The sequence below is a fragment of the Polynucleobacter sp. MWH-Spelu-300-X4 genome (assembly GCF_018687515.1).
In the GTDB taxonomy this organism is placed as follows: domain Bacteria; phylum Pseudomonadota; class Gammaproteobacteria; order Burkholderiales; family Burkholderiaceae; genus Polynucleobacter.
On record NZ_CP061294.1, the window covers coordinates 67031 to 82686 of the forward strand.

Below are 15656 nucleotides of genomic sequence, written 5' to 3' on the forward strand. Positions count from 1 at the left end.
TCGGGGTTAGATATGAACAAAAAAGAAACACGAGTTCGCCGCGCCCGCCAAACACGCATCAGAATTGCGGAACAATTGGCGCATCGTTTGTCGATTCATCGCTCGAACCAGCATATCTTTGCTCAGCTTTACAGCCCTTGTGGCACCAAAGTTCTTGCTTCAGCTTCTACTATGGAAGCGGATATCAGCAAAGCATTGAACGGCAATGGTGGCAACAGTGCTGCAGCCCAGCAAATTGGCAAAATCATCGCCGAGCGCGCTATCAAGGCGGGTGTTACAGAAGTAGCATTCGACCGCTCAGGCTTCCGTTATCACGGCCGCGTGAAAGCGCTGGCAGAGGCTGCGCGTGAAGCCGGCCTCAAGTTCTGATCGCATAGGGTCAAGGAAATAACATGGCAAAGATGCAAAATAAGGTTCAATCTGAAGAGCGTGACGATGGTCTACGCGAGAAGATGATTGCTGTTAACCGCGTAACTAAAGTGGTTAAAGGTGGTCGTATTCTTGGTTTCGCTGCACTTACTGTAGTAGGTGATGGTGATGGTGGCATCGGTATGGGTAAGGGCAAATCAAAAGAGGTGCCTGTAGCTGTACAGAAAGCAATGGACGAAGCACGTCGCAAGATGTTCAAAGTTTCTTTACGTAGTGGCACATTGCAACACACAGTAGTTGGTGAGCATGGCGCGTCACGCGTTTTGATTTCTCCAGCTAAAGAAGGTACTGGCGTTATTGCTGGTGGCCCAATGCGTGCTGTATTTGATGTGATGGGTATTACGAACGTGGTTGCAAAATCACTTGGTTCAACAAACCCATACAACATGGTTCGTGCAACTTTAGACGGTTTACGTAAGATGAGCACTCCTTCAGAAATCGCTGCTAAACGTGGCAAAACTGTAGAGGAGATTCTAGGTTAATCGCCTGGAGGATGAATATGAGCACAGTAAAAATTCAACTTGTACGTAGCCTTATTGCTACACGTGAAGATCATCGCGCAACAGTTCGTGGCTTAGGTTTGCGTCGCGTGAACTCTGTTTCTGAATTGCAAGACACGCCAGCTGTACGCGGCATGATTAATAAAGTGTCTTACTTGGTAAAAGTAATCAAGTAATACTTAGGATAGGTTATGGAACTTAATAAAATTAAACCAGCAGAAGGTGCTAAGCACGCTAAGCGTCGCGTAGGTCGTGGCATCGGTTCTGGCTTGGGTAAAACAGCTGGCCGTGGTCATAAAGGTCAAAAGTCACGTTCAGGCGGCTTCCATAAAGTTGGTTTCGAGGGCGGTCAAATGCCTTTGTACCGTCGTTTGCCAAAGCGTGGTTTTATTTCTCTAAGCAAGCAATTTGATGGTCAAGTAACTTTGGCTGATTTACAAAAGCTTGGTTTAGCTGAAGTTGACTTGGTTGCTTTGAAGCAAAATGGTCTTGTTTCTGGTTTGACAAAATCTGTAAAGATTATCAAAACAGGTGAGCTTTCAATCGCTGTTACTGTTCGTGGTCTACAAGCAACTGCTGGTGCAAAAGCAGCTGTTGAAGCCGCTGGCGGTAAATTCGTTGAAGCTGCTTAATAAGGTCTATTAGTACAAATGGCCATTGCTACTCCAAACGCATCTAGCTTGAAATCAGGAAGCAAGTTCGCCGACTTACGTCGTCGCTTGATGTTCTTGGTTTTGGCTTTGATCGTTTATCGCATTGGCGCGCATATTCCGGTTCCTGGTATTGATCCTGACCAGTTGGCGCAATTATTTAATACCCAAAGTGGCGGTATTCTAGGTATGTTTAACCTGTTTTCAGGTGGCGCATTATCAAGATTTACTGTATTCGCTTTGGGAATCATGCCTTACATTTCTGCATCGATCATCATGCAGTTGTTAACAATTGTTTTGCCAACACTTGAAGCACTCAAAAAAGAAGGTGCTGGCGGACAGAAAAAAATTACGCAATACACACGCTATGGCACTGTTGTTCTAGCAACATTCCAAGCTTTGGGTATCGCAATTGCATTAGAAGCTCAGCCAGGTTTGGTTATTGATCCAGGTTTTGCTTTCCGTATCAACACAGTGATTACTTTAGTGACTGGCACGATGTTCTTAATGTGGCTTGGTGAGCAAATTACAGAGCGTGGTTTAGGTAACGGTATTTCAATCATTATTTTTGGCGGTATTGCTGCAGGTTTACCTAATGCATTGGGTGGCTTATTTGAGCTAGTAAGAACTGGTTCTATGAGCGTTGTTTCTGCAATGTTAATTGTTGTGATCGTTGCAGCAGTAACTTATTTCGTAGTATTTGTTGAGCGTGGCCAACGCCGTGTATTGGTTAACTACGCTAAGCGTCAAGTTGGTAATAAGGTATATGGCGGTCAGTCTTCTCACTTGCCATTGAAGTTAAATATGGCTGGTGTTATTCCCCCAATTTTTGCTTCTTCAATTATTTTGTTCCCAGCAACGATTGCGGGTTGGTTTACAGCGGGTGACACAACAAACCCAGTAACTTTATTTATTAAAAACTTGGCAGCGACATTATCGCCAGGTCAGCCTGTATATATTTTGATGTATGCATTGGCAATTGTTTTCTTCTGTTTTTTCTATACTGCCATGGTTTTCAATAGCAGAGAAACTGCAGATAACTTGAAAAAGAGTGGTGCTTTTGTTCCTGGAATTCGTCCAGGTGATCAAACAGCACGCTATATCGACAGAATTTTGACTCGTCTGACTTTAGCGGGCGCAGCATATATGGTTTTGGTTTGTTTATTGCCAGAGTTTTTAGTGTTACGTTGGAATGTGCCTTTCTATTTCGGCGGAACATCGCTCCTCATCATCGTAGTGGTAACAATGGACTTCATGGCTCAAGTTCAGTCTTACATGATGCAGCAGCAATACGATTCACTATTGAAGAAAGCCAACTTCAAAATGGGTAACTCATAAGCTATATGGCAAAAGATGATGTCATTCAAATGGCTGGTGAGGTTGTAGAAAACTTGCCTAACGCAATGTTCCGCGTGAAGTTAGAAAACGGACACGTTGTTTTGGGTCATATCTCAGGAAAAATGCGCATGCACTATATACGTATTCTTCCTGGCGACAAAGTTACTGTGGAGTTAACTCCATATGACTTGTCAAAAGCGCGAATTGTGTTCCGCGCGAAGTAGTAACTAATTGTATAGAAGAGGTTAATTATGAAAGTTTTGGCATCCGTAAAGTGTATCTGCCGCAACTGCAAGATTATTAAACGCAAGCGCGTGGTTCGAGTGATCTGTTCATCAGATGCTCGTCATAAGCAGCGTCAAGGTTAATAAAAAGGAACGTTACACATGGCACGTATTGCTGGGGTAAATATCCCTAATCACCAACACACCGTTATTGGTTTAACTGCTATTTTTGGCATTGGTAACTCACTTGCTCGCAAAATTTGCGCAGCATCAGGTGTTGCTATCGATAAAAAAGTTAAAGATCTTAACGATGCTGACTTAGAAAAGCTTCGTGAAGAAGTAGGCAAATTCACTGTAGAAGGTGATTTGCGTCGTGAAGTGACAATGAACATTAAGCGCCTAATGGACTTGGGTTGCTACCGTGGTCTGCGTCATCGCAAAGGCTTGCCGATGCGCGGTCAACGTACTCGTACGAATGCTCGTACGCGTAAAGGTCCGCGTAAAGCCGGTATCGCACTTAAGAAATAATTAGGAAAAGCTGAACATGGCAAAACCACAACAAAATAACGCGGCTCGCGCCCGTAAAAAAGTTAAAAAGAATATTGCGGACGGCATTGCGCACGTACACGCATCATTCAATAACACTATCGTGACTATCACTGATCGCCAAGGCAATGCGTTGTCATGGGCTACATCTGGTGGTCAAGGTTTTAAAGGCTCACGTAAATCTACACCGTTTGCTGCTCAGGTTGCTGCTGAAGTTGCTGGCCGTGCTGCGATTGAGTGTGGCATCAAGAATTTGGCAGTTGAGATCAAGGGCCCAGGTCCTGGTCGTGAATCAGCTGTTCGTGCCTTGAATGCTCTTGGCATCAAGATCACGGAAATTCAGGACGTAACACCGGTTCCACATAACGGTTGCCGTCCTCCAAAGCGTCGTCGTATCTAATTTTATTAATCAAGACCACTGTCCATCGCTAGTACAGGGTGGACTCACCATCAGTTCTCGGACTGAAGGCAAAGAAAGGAAAAATCGTGGCACGTTACATAGGCCCTAAAGCCAAACTATCTCGTCGGGAAGGTACCGACCTTTTTCTAAAGAGCACACGTCGTTCTTTAGCTGACAAATGCAAGCTTGACACTAAGCCAGGTCAACATGGCCGCACATCTGGTGCGCGTACATCTGACTACGGTAATCAATTGCGTGAAAAGCAAAAAGTTAAACGTATTTATGGCGTTTTAGAGCGTCAATTCCGTCGTTATTTCGCGGAAGCTGAGCGTCGCAAAGGTAATACAGGCGAAAACTTGCTTGCATTGCTTGAGTCACGTTTAGATAACGTTGTATATCGTATGGGTTTTGGTTCTACTCGTGCTGAAGCACGTCAATTAGTGTCACACAAGGCTATCTTGTTAAACGGTAATGTTGCAAACATTCCTTCTATGCAAGTTCGTCCTGGTGATGTGATTGCGATTCGTGAAAAAGCTAAGAAGCAAACTCGTATTCAAGAATCATTAGGTCTAGTTGCTCAGTCTGGTCAAATCAGCTGGGTATCTGTAGATGCAACTAAATTAGAAGGCACATTCAAGCAAGCCCCTGATCGTGAAGACATCGGTGGCGATATCAATGAAAGCTTGATCGTCGAACTTTACTCACGTTAATGCGTCGCCCTTTTAAGGAAAAAATATGCAAAACACACTGCTGAAGCCGAAAATTATTTCTGTTGAAGCGCTTGCAGAGAACCAAGCGAAAGTAGTTATGGAACCGTTTGAACGCGGTTATGGTCATACTTTGGGTAATGCCTTGCGCCGTGTGCTTTTGTCGTCCATGGTAGGTTGTGCTCCAACTGAAGTTAGCATTGCTGGCGTCGTTCACGAGTACTCAACAATTGACGGCGTTCAAGAAGACGTTGTTAACCTATTATTGAACCTCAAAGGTATTGTTTTTAAATTACAACAACGTGATGAAGTAACAATCAACTTGCGCAAAGAAGGCGCTGGTGTTGTTACTGCTAAAGATATTGAATTACCACACGATGTGGAAATCATTAATCCTGATCACGTGATTGCTCATTTGTCTGCAAATGGCAAATTGGATATCCAAATCAAGGTTGAAAAGGGACGTGGTTATGTTCCAGGTAACGTGCGTAAATACCAAGATGAGTCTTCAAAGACTATTGGTAGCATCGTTCTTGACGCATCATTTAGCCCAGTAAGCCGTGTTAGCTACGCAGTTGAGTCAGCTCGTGTTGAACAGCGCACAGACTTAGACCGTTTAGTTATGACAATTGAAACTAATGGTGTTTTGACTCCAGAAGAAGCAATTCGTCAATCTGCAAGCATTTTGGTTGATCAATTAGTTGTATTTGCACAACTTGAGGGTACTCAAGCTGCTGGTGATGCTGCTCCTAGCCGTTCACCTGCTGTTGACCCAATGTTGATGCGCCCAGTTGATGATCTAGAGTTAACAGTTCGTTCTGCTAACTGCTTGAAAGCTGAAAATATTTACTACATCGGCGATCTCATTCAACGTACTGAGAACGAGTTGCTTAAAACTCCAAACCTTGGTCGCAAGTCATTGAATGAAATTAAAGACGTTTTGGCCGCTCGCGGTCTGACCTTAGGCATGAAGCTAGACAACTGGCCGCCTGCTGGTCTTGAGAAATAATAGAAAGGAAGCGCCACCATGCGTCACGGAAACGGACTTCGTAAATTAAATCGTACATCCTCACATCGTTTAGCGATGTTGCGCAACATGTCTAATTCATTGTTGCAGCACGAGGTTATTAAAACAACTCTACCAAAAGCAAAAGAATTGCGTCGTGTAGTTGAGCCATTGATCACTTTGGGCAAAAAAGACAATTTGGCAAATCGCCGTTTGGCTTTTGACCGTCTACGTGATCGTGAAATGGTCACTAAGCTTTTCACAGAGCTTGGCCCACGTTATGCAGCACGCCCAGGTGGTTACTTGCGTATCCTTAAGTTTGGCTTCCGCGTTGGTGATAATGCACCGATGGCTTTAGTTGAGCTTGTTGATCGCCCAGAGATCGCTGAAGAAGCGGCCGCTGAGTAAGAGTTAGAGATGTACTCTGTTAAAAAAGCCTGGTGATGCCAGGCTTTTTTATTTGGAAGATAATCGCAGCATGACTCAAGTTTTTTTAGTAATCACTACGGTACCAACTCACGATGAAGCAATGGCTTTGTCTCGACAAGCTGTTGTTGAAGGTTTTGCGGTATGTGCCCAGATTCAGGCACCATGCCAATCGGTTTATCAGTGGCAAGGCAGCATCGAGGAGGCAAAGGAGTATCCGATTCACTTTAAAACCAATCAACGGATGCATCAAGGTTTAAGAGACTTTATTGCTAGAAAACATTCTTATGATGTTCCTGAGATTATTAGCATTCAGGCGGACATAGTTAATGAGTCTTATGCAGCATGGCTAGATGCGAGTTTAGATAAGCAAGGTCAGTAATGGTATGCGCTCAATAATTAAAAAGATATTCCTAGTCACCCTATTTGTTATGGCATCTTCCGTATTCGCGGAAGATTTTTTGCCACCTGAAGAAGCATTTAAGGTGGTTGCAACATGGAATGTTGAGGGCAAAGAATCAGGTTCAAAGATTGCCATTACTGTTGCGCCAGCGACAGGCTATTACGTATATAAAGAGTCGCTTAAGGTTCGATTAGATAAGAATACCAATAAAGATTCGCTGGTCTACAAGTTGCCTCAAGGAAAGATTAAGTTTGATGAAAACTTTGGCAAGAAGTTAGAAACTTATCCAAGCCCATTTCAGATAACAGCCACGCTTGCACAAGCAAATTTGGCCAATGCTGTTTTGGAAATGGAATTACAGGGTTGTGCTGAGAAGGGTATTTGTTATCCGCCAATGAAGTTTCGATTTAAATTGACTGCCGCTAATGAGTTAATTGATGGTGTTGTGGTTGATGAGTTAGCCAATGCTAATGAAGCAGCTTCTGTTGGGATATTAGATTTATGGGGTGCAAGGGATGATGCAGGCTTGCTTGCAACATTATTAAGAACCATCTCCCCAATTGTTTTAATTGCCGCTTTTTTTGTTTTAGGTTTGGCCATGGCGTTGACTCCTTGTGTATTACCCATGTTGCCCATTATGTCTAGTGTGGTATTTGGTTCGAAAACAGAGCAGCATAAAAATATATCTAGAGTAAGGGCGTCAGTTTTAGCTCTTGGCTACATCTTGGGCATGGCGTTGATGTATAGCTTGGCCGGAATGTTAACTGCTGCGCTTGGATCTAATGTGCAAGTTTGGTTGCAAAACACTTGGGTGTTAGTCGCCTTCTCATTATTGTTATTGGCATTATCAGCAAGCCTATTTGGTTTTTATGAGCTGCGTCTTCCTCATGCATGGCATAACAAGATTGATCAGATTGCGGGTAAGCAAGAGGGTGGCAGTGTTGTTGGCGCATTCTTATTGGGAGCTATATCTACTTTAATTGCTAGCCCTTGTGTGACAGCTCCTTTAGCTGGAGTGTTGGCATTTATTGCGCAAACGGGATCTATTCCTCTGGGAGGTTTACTTTTGTTTGTTATGGCCATCGGCATGGGGTTACCTTTACTCCTGTTTGCCATTGGGGCTAAAAAATTATTACCCAAAGCTGGTGCTTGGATGACTTTGATACAGCGCGCCTTTGGTGTTCTGCTAGTAGCATTGGCGGTATGGGTTATTTGGCCTGTTTTTAATAAGACCCAAGATTTAAATCAGCCAACACATCAGCTTTCATCTGGATTAGTTTTTCAGCGAGTCAATAATTTAAAAGAATTAAATGCATTAATTGCATCCGCCAATCAAAAAAATAAACCTGTGTTGGTAGATTTTTATGCTGATTGGTGTATTACTTGCAAAGAGATGGAGCTTTTAACTTTTAACAACCCTAAGGTAGCTGAAGTTTTGACATCGTATCAATTGATACAGATGGATGTCACAAAAAATACTTTAGAACACCAACAAGTTTTAAAGCAGTACGGTCTATTTGGACCGCCTGCCATATTGCTGATAGGTATTGATGGGCAAGAGCTAGTTTCTAAAAGAGTGATCGGCTTTATGAATGCCGAGCGTTTCTTGGAGCGCTTGCGTTAATTGCTATTAGTTTGTAGTAAGCGGGCGGCATCTCTGGCAAAGTAGGTCAGAATGCCATCAGCGCCAGCGCGTTTAAACGCTAACAATGATTCCATCATCACCGCATCGCCATCAAGCCAACCATTTGCAACAGCTGCTTTAATCATCGCGTATTCACCGCTTACTTGATAAGCAAACGTTGGATACTCTAATTCGTGTTTGACGCGTCTCACAATATCTAAATAAGGCATGCCTGGCTTAACCATCACCATATCAGCACCTTCTTCGATATCTAGTGATACCTCTCTAATGGCTTCATCAGAGTTAGCCGGATCCATTTGATAGGTTTTTTTATTGCCTTTACCTAAGTTACCAGAAGAACCAACAGCATCTCTAAATGGGCCGTAGAAAGAGGAAGCGTATTTCGCGGAGTAGGCCATGATGAGCGTGTGGATGTGCCCATTATTTTCTAGTGCTTCACGAATGGCACCAATACGACCATCCATCATGTCGGACGGTGCAACCATATCCACGCCTGCTTCAGCATGAGAAAGGGCTTGTTTAACTAGGATGTCTACAGTGATGTCATTAAGAACATCGCCATTTTCATCAATCACGCCATCTTGCCCATGGCTTGTGTATGGATCTAATGCAATATCGGTCATGATGCCAAGATTAGGGAAAGCTTTTTTAAGCTCTTTTACCGCCGCCTGAATCAGGCCGTTAGGGTTATAAGCTTCCTTACCGTCTAAAGACTTCAGCTCATTGCGAATCACTGGAAATAAAGCCATTACTGGAATGCCTAATTTCACGCAATCTTCCGCCACTGGTAATAGTAAATCTAAAGAAAGGCGACTAACGCCGGGCATTGATTTAACTTCTTCTTGGCGATTGCTGCCCTCTAATAAAAATACTGGGTAAATAAAATCGTTCGGGCTTAGCGCGTTCTCTTGCACTAAACGGCGAGACCAGTCTGTGCGGCGTAATCTTCTTGGGCGGTGTGGAAGTTGCATGTAAAACCTTATTAAGAAAGTTGGGGTTTTAGATTTTTTGAAATGCGGTTTTCATTACTCTTGTGGGCATTAGATGCCTCAATACCTAACCAGCCAGCAATAGTGGTATCTGCTTCGACTAAACCGATCCTTTTGGTGCTTGAGAACAGTTGTGCCGTATAAGGGCCATTCGGGTTCAGAAGTTTTAGCTTGTCTTGGAGCCTTTTAAGCGCCATGCGGCTTTCTGATTGATTAAGTTTGTCACACTTGGTCAGTAAAACATGGATCGGCCGACCGGTTGGGGTAAACCACTCAACCATTTGTTGGTCTAAGTCCGTCATCCCTCTTCTGGCATCCATAATTAAGACAAGTCCAGCTAAATTAGGACGTGTTTGTAGGTAAGTTGATAGTAAATTGTTCCAGTGAGCCCTTGTTTTGCTATCTACTTGTGCGTAGCCATAGCCTGGTAAGTCAACTAAATTCGCTAAATTGGTCTTATCTTTCGTTAAAATGCCGAAAAAGTTGATATGTTGCGTTCTTCCTGGGGTTTTACTGGCAAAAGCAAGCCTATTTTGCTGACATAACACATTAATAGCGGTCGATTTGCCGGCATTTGAGCGGCCAGCAAAGGCCACCTCGGGGATATCCCAAGTGGGTAAATCAACCAAATGGTTAATGGTTACGAGAAATTGTGCTTGATGTAAGGTAGACATAGATGTTTTATAGGTTAGACCTATTGTAAAATCTCTCGTCGATAATTAGTTGTTAAATCAAAAATAAAGATTTTTATAAAAATTCTTATTGCGTCATTTAAATAGGGTGAGTGCACAATGCGTCAAACAATTTCTGCCACATTAAAAACTTTGGTTCTTGCAGCTGGTCTTTCATTAGCTGCAATGACATTTGCAAATGAACCTGTTGCTGCAACTGCTCCAGATGCCGCAAAAGGTGAAGCTTTATATAACAATGGCGATGCTAAACGTGGTGTAGCGGCTTGTATGGGCTGTCACGGTGCCAATGGTGTTAGCGGTGGGGGTGCTTATCCTAAGTTGGCTGGCCAACATGCTAGTTACGTTGTGAAGCAATTAAAAGACTACAAAGCTGGTAAAGATCGTCCAAATGCAGTGATGTCTGCTTTTGCAGGCTTATTGTCAGATGAAGATATGGCAAACGTAGCTGCTTATGTATCAAAACAAACACCTGGTCTTGGCACAGCTAAGAACAAGGCAAGTATTGAACTAGGCCAAAAGATTTATCGTGGCGGTATCGCTGGTAAATCAGTAGCAGCTTGTGCTGGTTGCCACGGTCCTAATGGTTCAGGTATCCCTGCACAGTTTCCACGTATTTCAGGTCAATGGCCTGAGTACACAGAAGCTCAATTAGTAGCTTATCGTGCTGGTGATCGCAAAAATAGCGTTCAGATGAGTGCAATTGCTGCAAAAATGTCTGATGCGGAAATCAAGGCTGTTGCAGATTACGTTGCGGGCTTGCGTTAATCACTTAATAATTCGCATTAATCAAAGCCCACGAACAGATGTTTGTGGGCTTTATTTTTTATAGCTAAGGTATGAGCAGTAGCAAAGAAACTATTTCTAGTCATTTAAGAAAATTTAACAAAGCCAGTGTAGAGCTTCTGTCTTCTATGCGCTTTGCTATAGCGTTATTAACCATCATTGCCATTGCTAGCATTATTGGTACGGTTATTAAACAAGGCGAACCTTATCCAAATTACGTGAATCAGTTTGGACCGTTCTGGGCTGAGATTTTTAATGGCTTAGGTTTATTTGCTGTGTATACAGCTTGGTGGTTCTTATTAATTTTGGCCTTCTTAGTTGTTTCAGTATCTTTTTGCGTGTTCCGAAATGCACCAAAAATGTTGGCTGATATTCGCTCTTGGAAAGAGCAAATTCAAGAAGGTGGTATGCGTGCCTTGCATCATCATTTTGAGTTTCCAATTAAAGGAGCACATCAAGAGGCAGCTACTCAAATCGCCAATCGTTTTTTAAAAGACGGTTATGCAGTTAAAACACAGCTTGCATCTGACCATTCAAGAGTTATTGCAAAGAAGGGCGCCGCTAATAAGTGGGGCTACATCTTGGCACATAGCGCCATCGTTTTAATTTGTCTAGGTGGTTTATTGGATGGTGATTTATTTACGCGCGGACAAATTTGGTTTGGTGGCAAAAGCGTTTTACCTAATGACACACAAGGTATGTTGGTCGCCAATATTCCAAGTCAACATAAATTAAGTGCTTCCAACCCAAGTTATCGAGCAAATATTTTTGTTCCTGAGGGGGGCACTAGTGCCACTGCATTATTAAATGCAACTAATGGCAGCATTATTCAGGAGTTGCCATTCTCAATTGAGTTGAAGAAGTTCAATGTTGAGTATTACAGCACTGGGATGCCAAAGTTGTTTATGAGTGAGGTTGTCATTAAAGACCTTGATACTGGTGAACAATCTGAGGCCAAAATTAAAGTTAATGAGCCTTTTATACATAGAGGTGTTGCTATCTATCAGTCAAGCTTTGAAGACGGCGGCTCAAAGCTTAAATTGCGTGCTTATCCTATGCAGGGTGCTGGTAATTCTTTAACAGGTAGTTTTGTTGTTTCTGGTGAGGTGGGCCAAAGCACATCGTTAAAGTCTAAAGAAGGTTCAAGCTATACCCTAGAGTTCAGCGGCTTTAGACCCACTAATGTGGAGAATGTCGCCAATGCATCTGGTCAATCTGATGCGAGGGGTGTTGCCACTCAGGCGCAAGACAGTGGTTTGGTTAACATATTGAATCACCAATTGGGTTCCGCAGGTAAAACTAGTAAGACAAAAGAATTAAGAAACGTTGGCCCGTCTGTGCAATATAAGTTACGTGATGCGGCAGGACAAGCTCGTGAATATAGCAATTACATGCAGCCGCTAAATTTAGATGGCATGCCTACTTTCTTATTGGGTGTTCGAGAAAGTGCTGCGCAAGAATTCCGTTATTTACGGATCCCTGCAGATTCTGATTTAAGTTTAAAAGAGTGGATGATGTTAAGAACTGTTTTGCATGATTCAAATGCAAGACAAAAAGCTGTGCAGAAATTTGCTGACAAATTAGCTAAACAGCAAAATTTTGCACAGTCACCGGCAGTGTTAAAACAACTGCAGGAAAGCGCTTTACGTTCTATTGAATTATTTTCAGGCGATGCGCCATTTGCTATTACTCAAGCTAAAGAATCTGGCGCCATGCCAGGTGGCTTTGCCGCCTTGGGTGGTTTTATTGATGCAGCTGTTCCACAGGCAGAGCAGCAAAGAGCTACTGAAGTTATTCTCAAGGTTTTAAATGGTGTTATTTGGGAGTTGTGGCAGGATGCTAGAGCCAGGTTAGGTCTGCCATTAGCTAAAGAAGATGAGGCTAGTCAGCGTTTTATTCAGATGGCGACTTCTGCATTGTCTGATGCCAATTTTTATCCAGCGCCTTTGAGTTTTCAGTTAGAAGACTTTACTGAAGTAAAAGCAAGTGTATTTCAGGTAACTAAATCTCCAGGCAAGAGCATGGTGTATCTAGGTTGTTTACTTTTAACCCTAGGTATTTTTGCGATGTTCTATTTACCTGAACGTAGGATATGGGTGCGTAGCCTGGCTAATGGCAAACAATTATTCGCTATGTCGGCATCGCGCAAGACATTGGATTTTGAGCGAGAATTCAATAAATACCAGGAAGATTTTAAAAATGAGCACTGATTATTCAAGTACTACTCAAGGCGGCTGGTCTCAAACACTAAAGAGAGTTGTTGTAACTATTTTTAGCGGCTTGGGCTGGCTCGACTATTTCTTCGCTTGTGTTTTATTGGGCGCTGCCATTTTTGCTGAGATCAAGTTTTCGGCATACATGGATGGTTATGAGCAGGCCATTCTATTTGCTGCCGTACCCGTGTTATCTGTTTTAGCTTGGGGTTGGTCTCCAATCAGAAATTTGATGATTGGCGCTGCTGGTTTAGCGCTATTAGCAATTTATTTTTATCAAACACCTGATGGTGGATCTTTAGCTAGAGCTGAACAAGCTTTCTTCTTGAAGTACATGTTATCTAGTCAGTCTGCTATTTTGTGGATGAGTGTTTTATTCTGCTTAAGTACATTGTTTTATACCTTGGCATTCGCATTAAGAGCTCAAGCATTAGGCCCTACGGCTTCTAAGTTGTCATGGGCTGCTGTACTGATTGGCGTGACTGGGATGTTGGTACGTTGGTATGAGTCGTATTTATTAGGGGCGGATATTGGACACATTCCAATTTCTAATCTTTATGAAGTATTTATTCTTTTCTCTCTGATTACCGCTCTATTCCATTTGTACTATGAAGCGCGTTATCAATCATTGGTGTTGGGTGCATTTGTTCTCTGGATTATTGTGGCTGCTGTGGGTTTTATTCTTTGGTACAGCATAGCTAGAGGCGCTCATCAAATTCAACCGTTGGTCCCAGCATTGCAGAGCTGGTGGATGAAGATACATGTGCCTGCAAACTTTATTGGTTATGGCACATTTGCATTAGCGGCCATGGTGGCAATTGCTTATTTATTAAAGCAGAAAAATATTCTGGCAGATCGCTTGCCTAGTTTAGAGTTGCTAGATGATGTTATGTACAAAGCGATTGCAGTTGGTTTTGCTTTCTTCACGATTGCCACGATTTTAGGCGCTTTATGGGCAGCTGATGCTTGGGGTGGTTATTGGAGTTGGGACCCGAAAGAAACTTGGGCGTTAATTGTTTGGTTGAATTACGCGGCATGGTTGCACATGCGTTTAATGAAGGGTTTGCGTGGTGTAGTTGCCGCTTGGTGGGCATTGGTTGGCTTGCTTGTAACTACTTTTGCATTCTTGGGCGTGAATATGTTCTTATCAGGCCTACATAGCTACGGTACGCTTTAACCAATGAATTAAGGAACCTAGAGATGCCGCAACCAATGGTTGCGGCAAAGATTTCACGGCAATAGTCTTTCGTTGGCGAATAAACTTTCAATAGTTTCACGTTCACGAATCAAATGGACTTGAGAACCATCTACCATTACTTCGGCAGCTCTACCCCTCGTGTTGTAGTTCGAGCTCATCGTAAAGCCATAAGCGCCTGCTGACAAAATAGCGAGTTGATCACCTGGTTTAACAGCTAGTGCTCTATCTCTTCCTAACCAATCACCTGATTCGCAGATAGGCCCTACGATGTCGTAGGTTAATGTTTCTGTATTGGTATTGGTTTTTACTGGAACAATCGCGTGATAAGCCTCGTACATGGCCGGGCGCATCAAATCATTCATAGCGGCATCAACAATACAGAAGTTTTTTGTTTCGCCAGGCTTGAGATATTCAATACTTGTTAATAAGAGACCGGCATTACCAACCAGTGATCTGCCAGGCTCAAATAAGACCTCTAAATGACCGTAGCCTTTTTGTTCAATATGATTGAGCAGCGTATTGGCAAAATCAGTAATCGCCGGTGGTGTTTCATCTGTATAGCTAATGCCGAGACCGCCACCAATATCTAGATGATGAATCTTGATGCCGGCGGAGTCGAGCGCTTTAATTAAATCTAGAACGCGATCTAGGGCGTCTAAATAAGGACTGATTTCAGTAATTTGTGAGCCGATGTGGCAATCGATGCCAACAATTTTGCAGGAGCTCATTTTGGCTGCTTCTTGGTATGTTTTTAAAACATCGTCATAAGCAATGCCGAATTTATTACCTTTAAGACCAGTAGAAATGTATGGGTGTGTTTTAGGGTCAACGTCTGGATTGACCCGTAAAGAAATCGGCGCAACGACACCTAGTTCTGATGCCACTTCATTTAAACGAGTTAACTCAGGGATGGATTCGAGGTTGAAACATTTAACGCCTGCTTTTAGCGCAGCAATCATTTCTTGTTTGCTTTTGCCGACTCCAGAGAAGACAACTTGATTGGCTGACCCGCCCGCTGCCAATACTCTGGCTAATTCACCGGCACTCACAATATCAAAGCCGGCCCCTAATCTTGCAAAAAGGTTAAGGATTGCCAAATTACTATTGGCCTTCATAGCATAGTGAACACGGGCGCGATGCTCGCCATTAGGCTTTTTGCAAGCAGCCTCATAAGCATTAAAAGCATCACTTAAGGCTTTTTTGCTGTAAACATAAGTTGGGGTGCCAAATTGCTTAGCAATTTGATCAAGAGGTACTTCTTCAGCGCACCATGTGTGGTTTTTCTCAGAAAAACCATTTAATACAGGGATCAAGCTCATTTTTGTTCCTTAGCTGGCGGCCATTGTTTCTCCATAGGCTCAGCTTTTTCTGGCGGATTAGGCGGTGGTGGCACATTCGGTAAGGTCAAGGGTCCACGTACCCCGCATCCTAATAGGGATAATGCCGCACAAAAAATGAAAGTCCTAGCTACAATAAAACGCATATTTATTAGTTTAATAATTGATTA

At 43.0% G+C, this 15656-nt stretch carries 21 protein-coding genes; 17 read left to right on the forward strand and 4 right to left on the reverse strand.

Features of this window, described 5'->3' with window-relative positions:
- Positions 1-12: 12 nt before the first annotated feature.
- The 14 genes from rplR (at position 13) to dsbD (ending at position 8253) form a co-directional block, all read left to right on the forward strand.
- Positions 13-369: a 50S ribosomal protein L18 gene (gene rplR, locus ICV01_RS00375; protein ID WP_215287705.1), complete on the forward strand. Its 357-nt coding sequence runs from the start codon at positions 13-15 to the stop codon at positions 367-369.
- Positions 370-392: 23 nt separating this feature from the next.
- Positions 393-911 (forward strand): 30S ribosomal protein S5, encoded by a 519-nt coding sequence (gene rpsE, locus ICV01_RS00380; RefSeq protein ID WP_215287707.1) that lies wholly within the window; start codon positions 393-395, stop codon positions 909-911.
- Positions 912-922: 11 nt separating this feature from the next.
- Positions 923-1105: a 50S ribosomal protein L30 gene (rpmD, locus tag ICV01_RS00385; protein WP_215287708.1), complete on the forward strand. Its 183-nt coding sequence runs from the start codon at positions 923-925 to the stop codon at positions 1103-1105.
- 15 nt (positions 1106-1120) lie between these two features.
- Positions 1121-1561: a 50S ribosomal protein L15 gene (gene rplO, locus ICV01_RS00390; protein WP_215287710.1), complete on the forward strand. Its 441-nt coding sequence runs from the start codon at positions 1121-1123 to the stop codon at positions 1559-1561.
- A gap of 18 nt (positions 1562-1579) precedes the next feature.
- Complete coding sequence (secY, locus tag ICV01_RS00395) at positions 1580-2917, forward strand: preprotein translocase subunit SecY (protein WP_215287712.1); 1338 nt, start codon at positions 1580-1582, stop codon at positions 2915-2917.
- A 5-nt stretch (positions 2918-2922) separates the two neighbouring features.
- The gene (gene infA, locus ICV01_RS00400) at positions 2923-3141 is read left to right on the forward strand and encodes a translation initiation factor IF-1 (protein ID WP_215287713.1); all 219 of its coding nucleotides are present in this window, start codon (positions 2923-2925) and stop codon (positions 3139-3141) included.
- Positions 3142-3168: 27 nt separating this feature from the next.
- The gene (rpmJ, locus tag ICV01_RS00405) at positions 3169-3285 is read left to right on the forward strand and encodes a 50S ribosomal protein L36 (RefSeq protein ID WP_012357167.1); all 117 of its coding nucleotides are present in this window, start codon (positions 3169-3171) and stop codon (positions 3283-3285) included.
- Between the two features lie 18 nt (positions 3286-3303).
- Positions 3304-3669 (forward strand): 30S ribosomal protein S13, encoded by a 366-nt coding sequence (rpsM, locus tag ICV01_RS00410; RefSeq protein ID WP_215287717.1) that lies wholly within the window; start codon positions 3304-3306, stop codon positions 3667-3669.
- Positions 3670-3685: 16 nt separating this feature from the next.
- Complete coding sequence (gene rpsK / locus ICV01_RS00415; protein ID WP_088812711.1) at positions 3686-4087, forward strand: 30S ribosomal protein S11; 402 nt, start codon at positions 3686-3688, stop codon at positions 4085-4087.
- A gap of 86 nt (positions 4088-4173) precedes the next feature.
- Positions 4174-4797, forward strand: a complete 624-nt coding sequence (gene rpsD, locus ICV01_RS00420) for a 30S ribosomal protein S4 (protein WP_215287718.1) — start codon at positions 4174-4176, stop codon at positions 4795-4797.
- 25 nt (positions 4798-4822) lie between these two features.
- Positions 4823-5803 (forward strand): DNA-directed RNA polymerase subunit alpha, encoded by a 981-nt coding sequence (gene rpoA, locus ICV01_RS00425; protein ID WP_215287719.1) that lies wholly within the window; start codon positions 4823-4825, stop codon positions 5801-5803.
- Positions 5804-5821: 18 nt separating this feature from the next.
- A complete protein-coding gene (gene rplQ / locus ICV01_RS00430; RefSeq protein WP_215287720.1) occupies positions 5822-6208 on the forward strand; it encodes a 50S ribosomal protein L17 in 387 nt (128 codons plus the stop codon).
- 70 nt (positions 6209-6278) lie between these two features.
- A complete protein-coding gene (gene cutA / locus ICV01_RS00435) occupies positions 6279-6608 on the forward strand; it encodes a divalent-cation tolerance protein CutA (protein WP_215287721.1) in 330 nt (109 codons plus the stop codon).
- Between the two features lie 4 nt (positions 6609-6612).
- Entirely contained in the window at positions 6613-8253 is a 1641-nt protein-coding gene (gene dsbD, locus ICV01_RS00440) for a protein-disulfide reductase DsbD (protein WP_215287722.1), read from the forward strand.
- Here the strand turns inward: dsbD and hemB are convergent.
- Together hemB and yihA are read right to left on the reverse strand one after the other, a co-directional pair.
- The gene (gene hemB, locus ICV01_RS00445; RefSeq protein ID WP_215287723.1) at positions 8250-9245 is read right to left on the reverse strand and encodes a porphobilinogen synthase; all 996 of its coding nucleotides are present in this window, start codon (positions 9243-9245) and stop codon (positions 8250-8252) included. The two genes, dsbD and hemB, sit on opposite strands and share 4 nt — an antisense overlap.
- An 11-nt stretch (positions 9246-9256) precedes the next feature.
- On the reverse strand, positions 9257-9937 hold the full coding sequence (gene yihA / locus ICV01_RS00450) for a ribosome biogenesis GTP-binding protein YihA/YsxC (RefSeq protein ID WP_215287724.1): 681 nt from the start codon (positions 9935-9937) through the stop codon (positions 9257-9259).
- Between the two features lie 117 nt (positions 9938-10054).
- Between yihA and ICV01_RS00455 the strand changes: the two genes are divergently transcribed.
- The 3 genes from ICV01_RS00455 (at position 10055) to ccsB (ending at position 14128) form a co-directional block, all read left to right on the forward strand.
- The gene (locus tag ICV01_RS00455; protein WP_215287725.1) at positions 10055-10720 is read left to right on the forward strand and encodes a cytochrome c; all 666 of its coding nucleotides are present in this window, start codon (positions 10055-10057) and stop codon (positions 10718-10720) included.
- A 71-nt stretch (positions 10721-10791) separates the two neighbouring features.
- A complete protein-coding gene (locus tag ICV01_RS00460; RefSeq protein WP_215287726.1) occupies positions 10792-12948 on the forward strand; it encodes a cytochrome c biogenesis protein ResB in 2157 nt (718 codons plus the stop codon).
- Positions 12938-14128, forward strand: coding sequence for a c-type cytochrome biogenesis protein CcsB (gene ccsB / locus ICV01_RS00465; RefSeq protein ID WP_215287727.1), 1191 nt, complete (start codon positions 12938-12940; stop codon positions 14126-14128). Before ICV01_RS00460 ends, ccsB begins: the two co-directional genes overlap by 11 nt.
- Positions 14129-14181: 53 nt before the next feature.
- On the opposite strand, the gene lysA is transcribed toward ccsB, so the two are convergent.
- Together lysA and ICV01_RS09140 are read right to left on the reverse strand one after the other, a co-directional pair.
- Complete coding sequence (gene lysA / locus ICV01_RS00470; protein WP_215287728.1) at positions 14182-15468, reverse strand: diaminopimelate decarboxylase; 1287 nt, start codon at positions 15466-15468, stop codon at positions 14182-14184.
- On the reverse strand, positions 15465-15632 hold the full coding sequence (locus tag ICV01_RS09140) for a lipoprotein (RefSeq protein WP_371817464.1): 168 nt from the start codon (positions 15630-15632) through the stop codon (positions 15465-15467). The genes lysA and ICV01_RS09140 overlap by 4 nt, the downstream gene beginning before the upstream one ends.
- Positions 15633-15656: the final 24 nt, after the last annotated feature.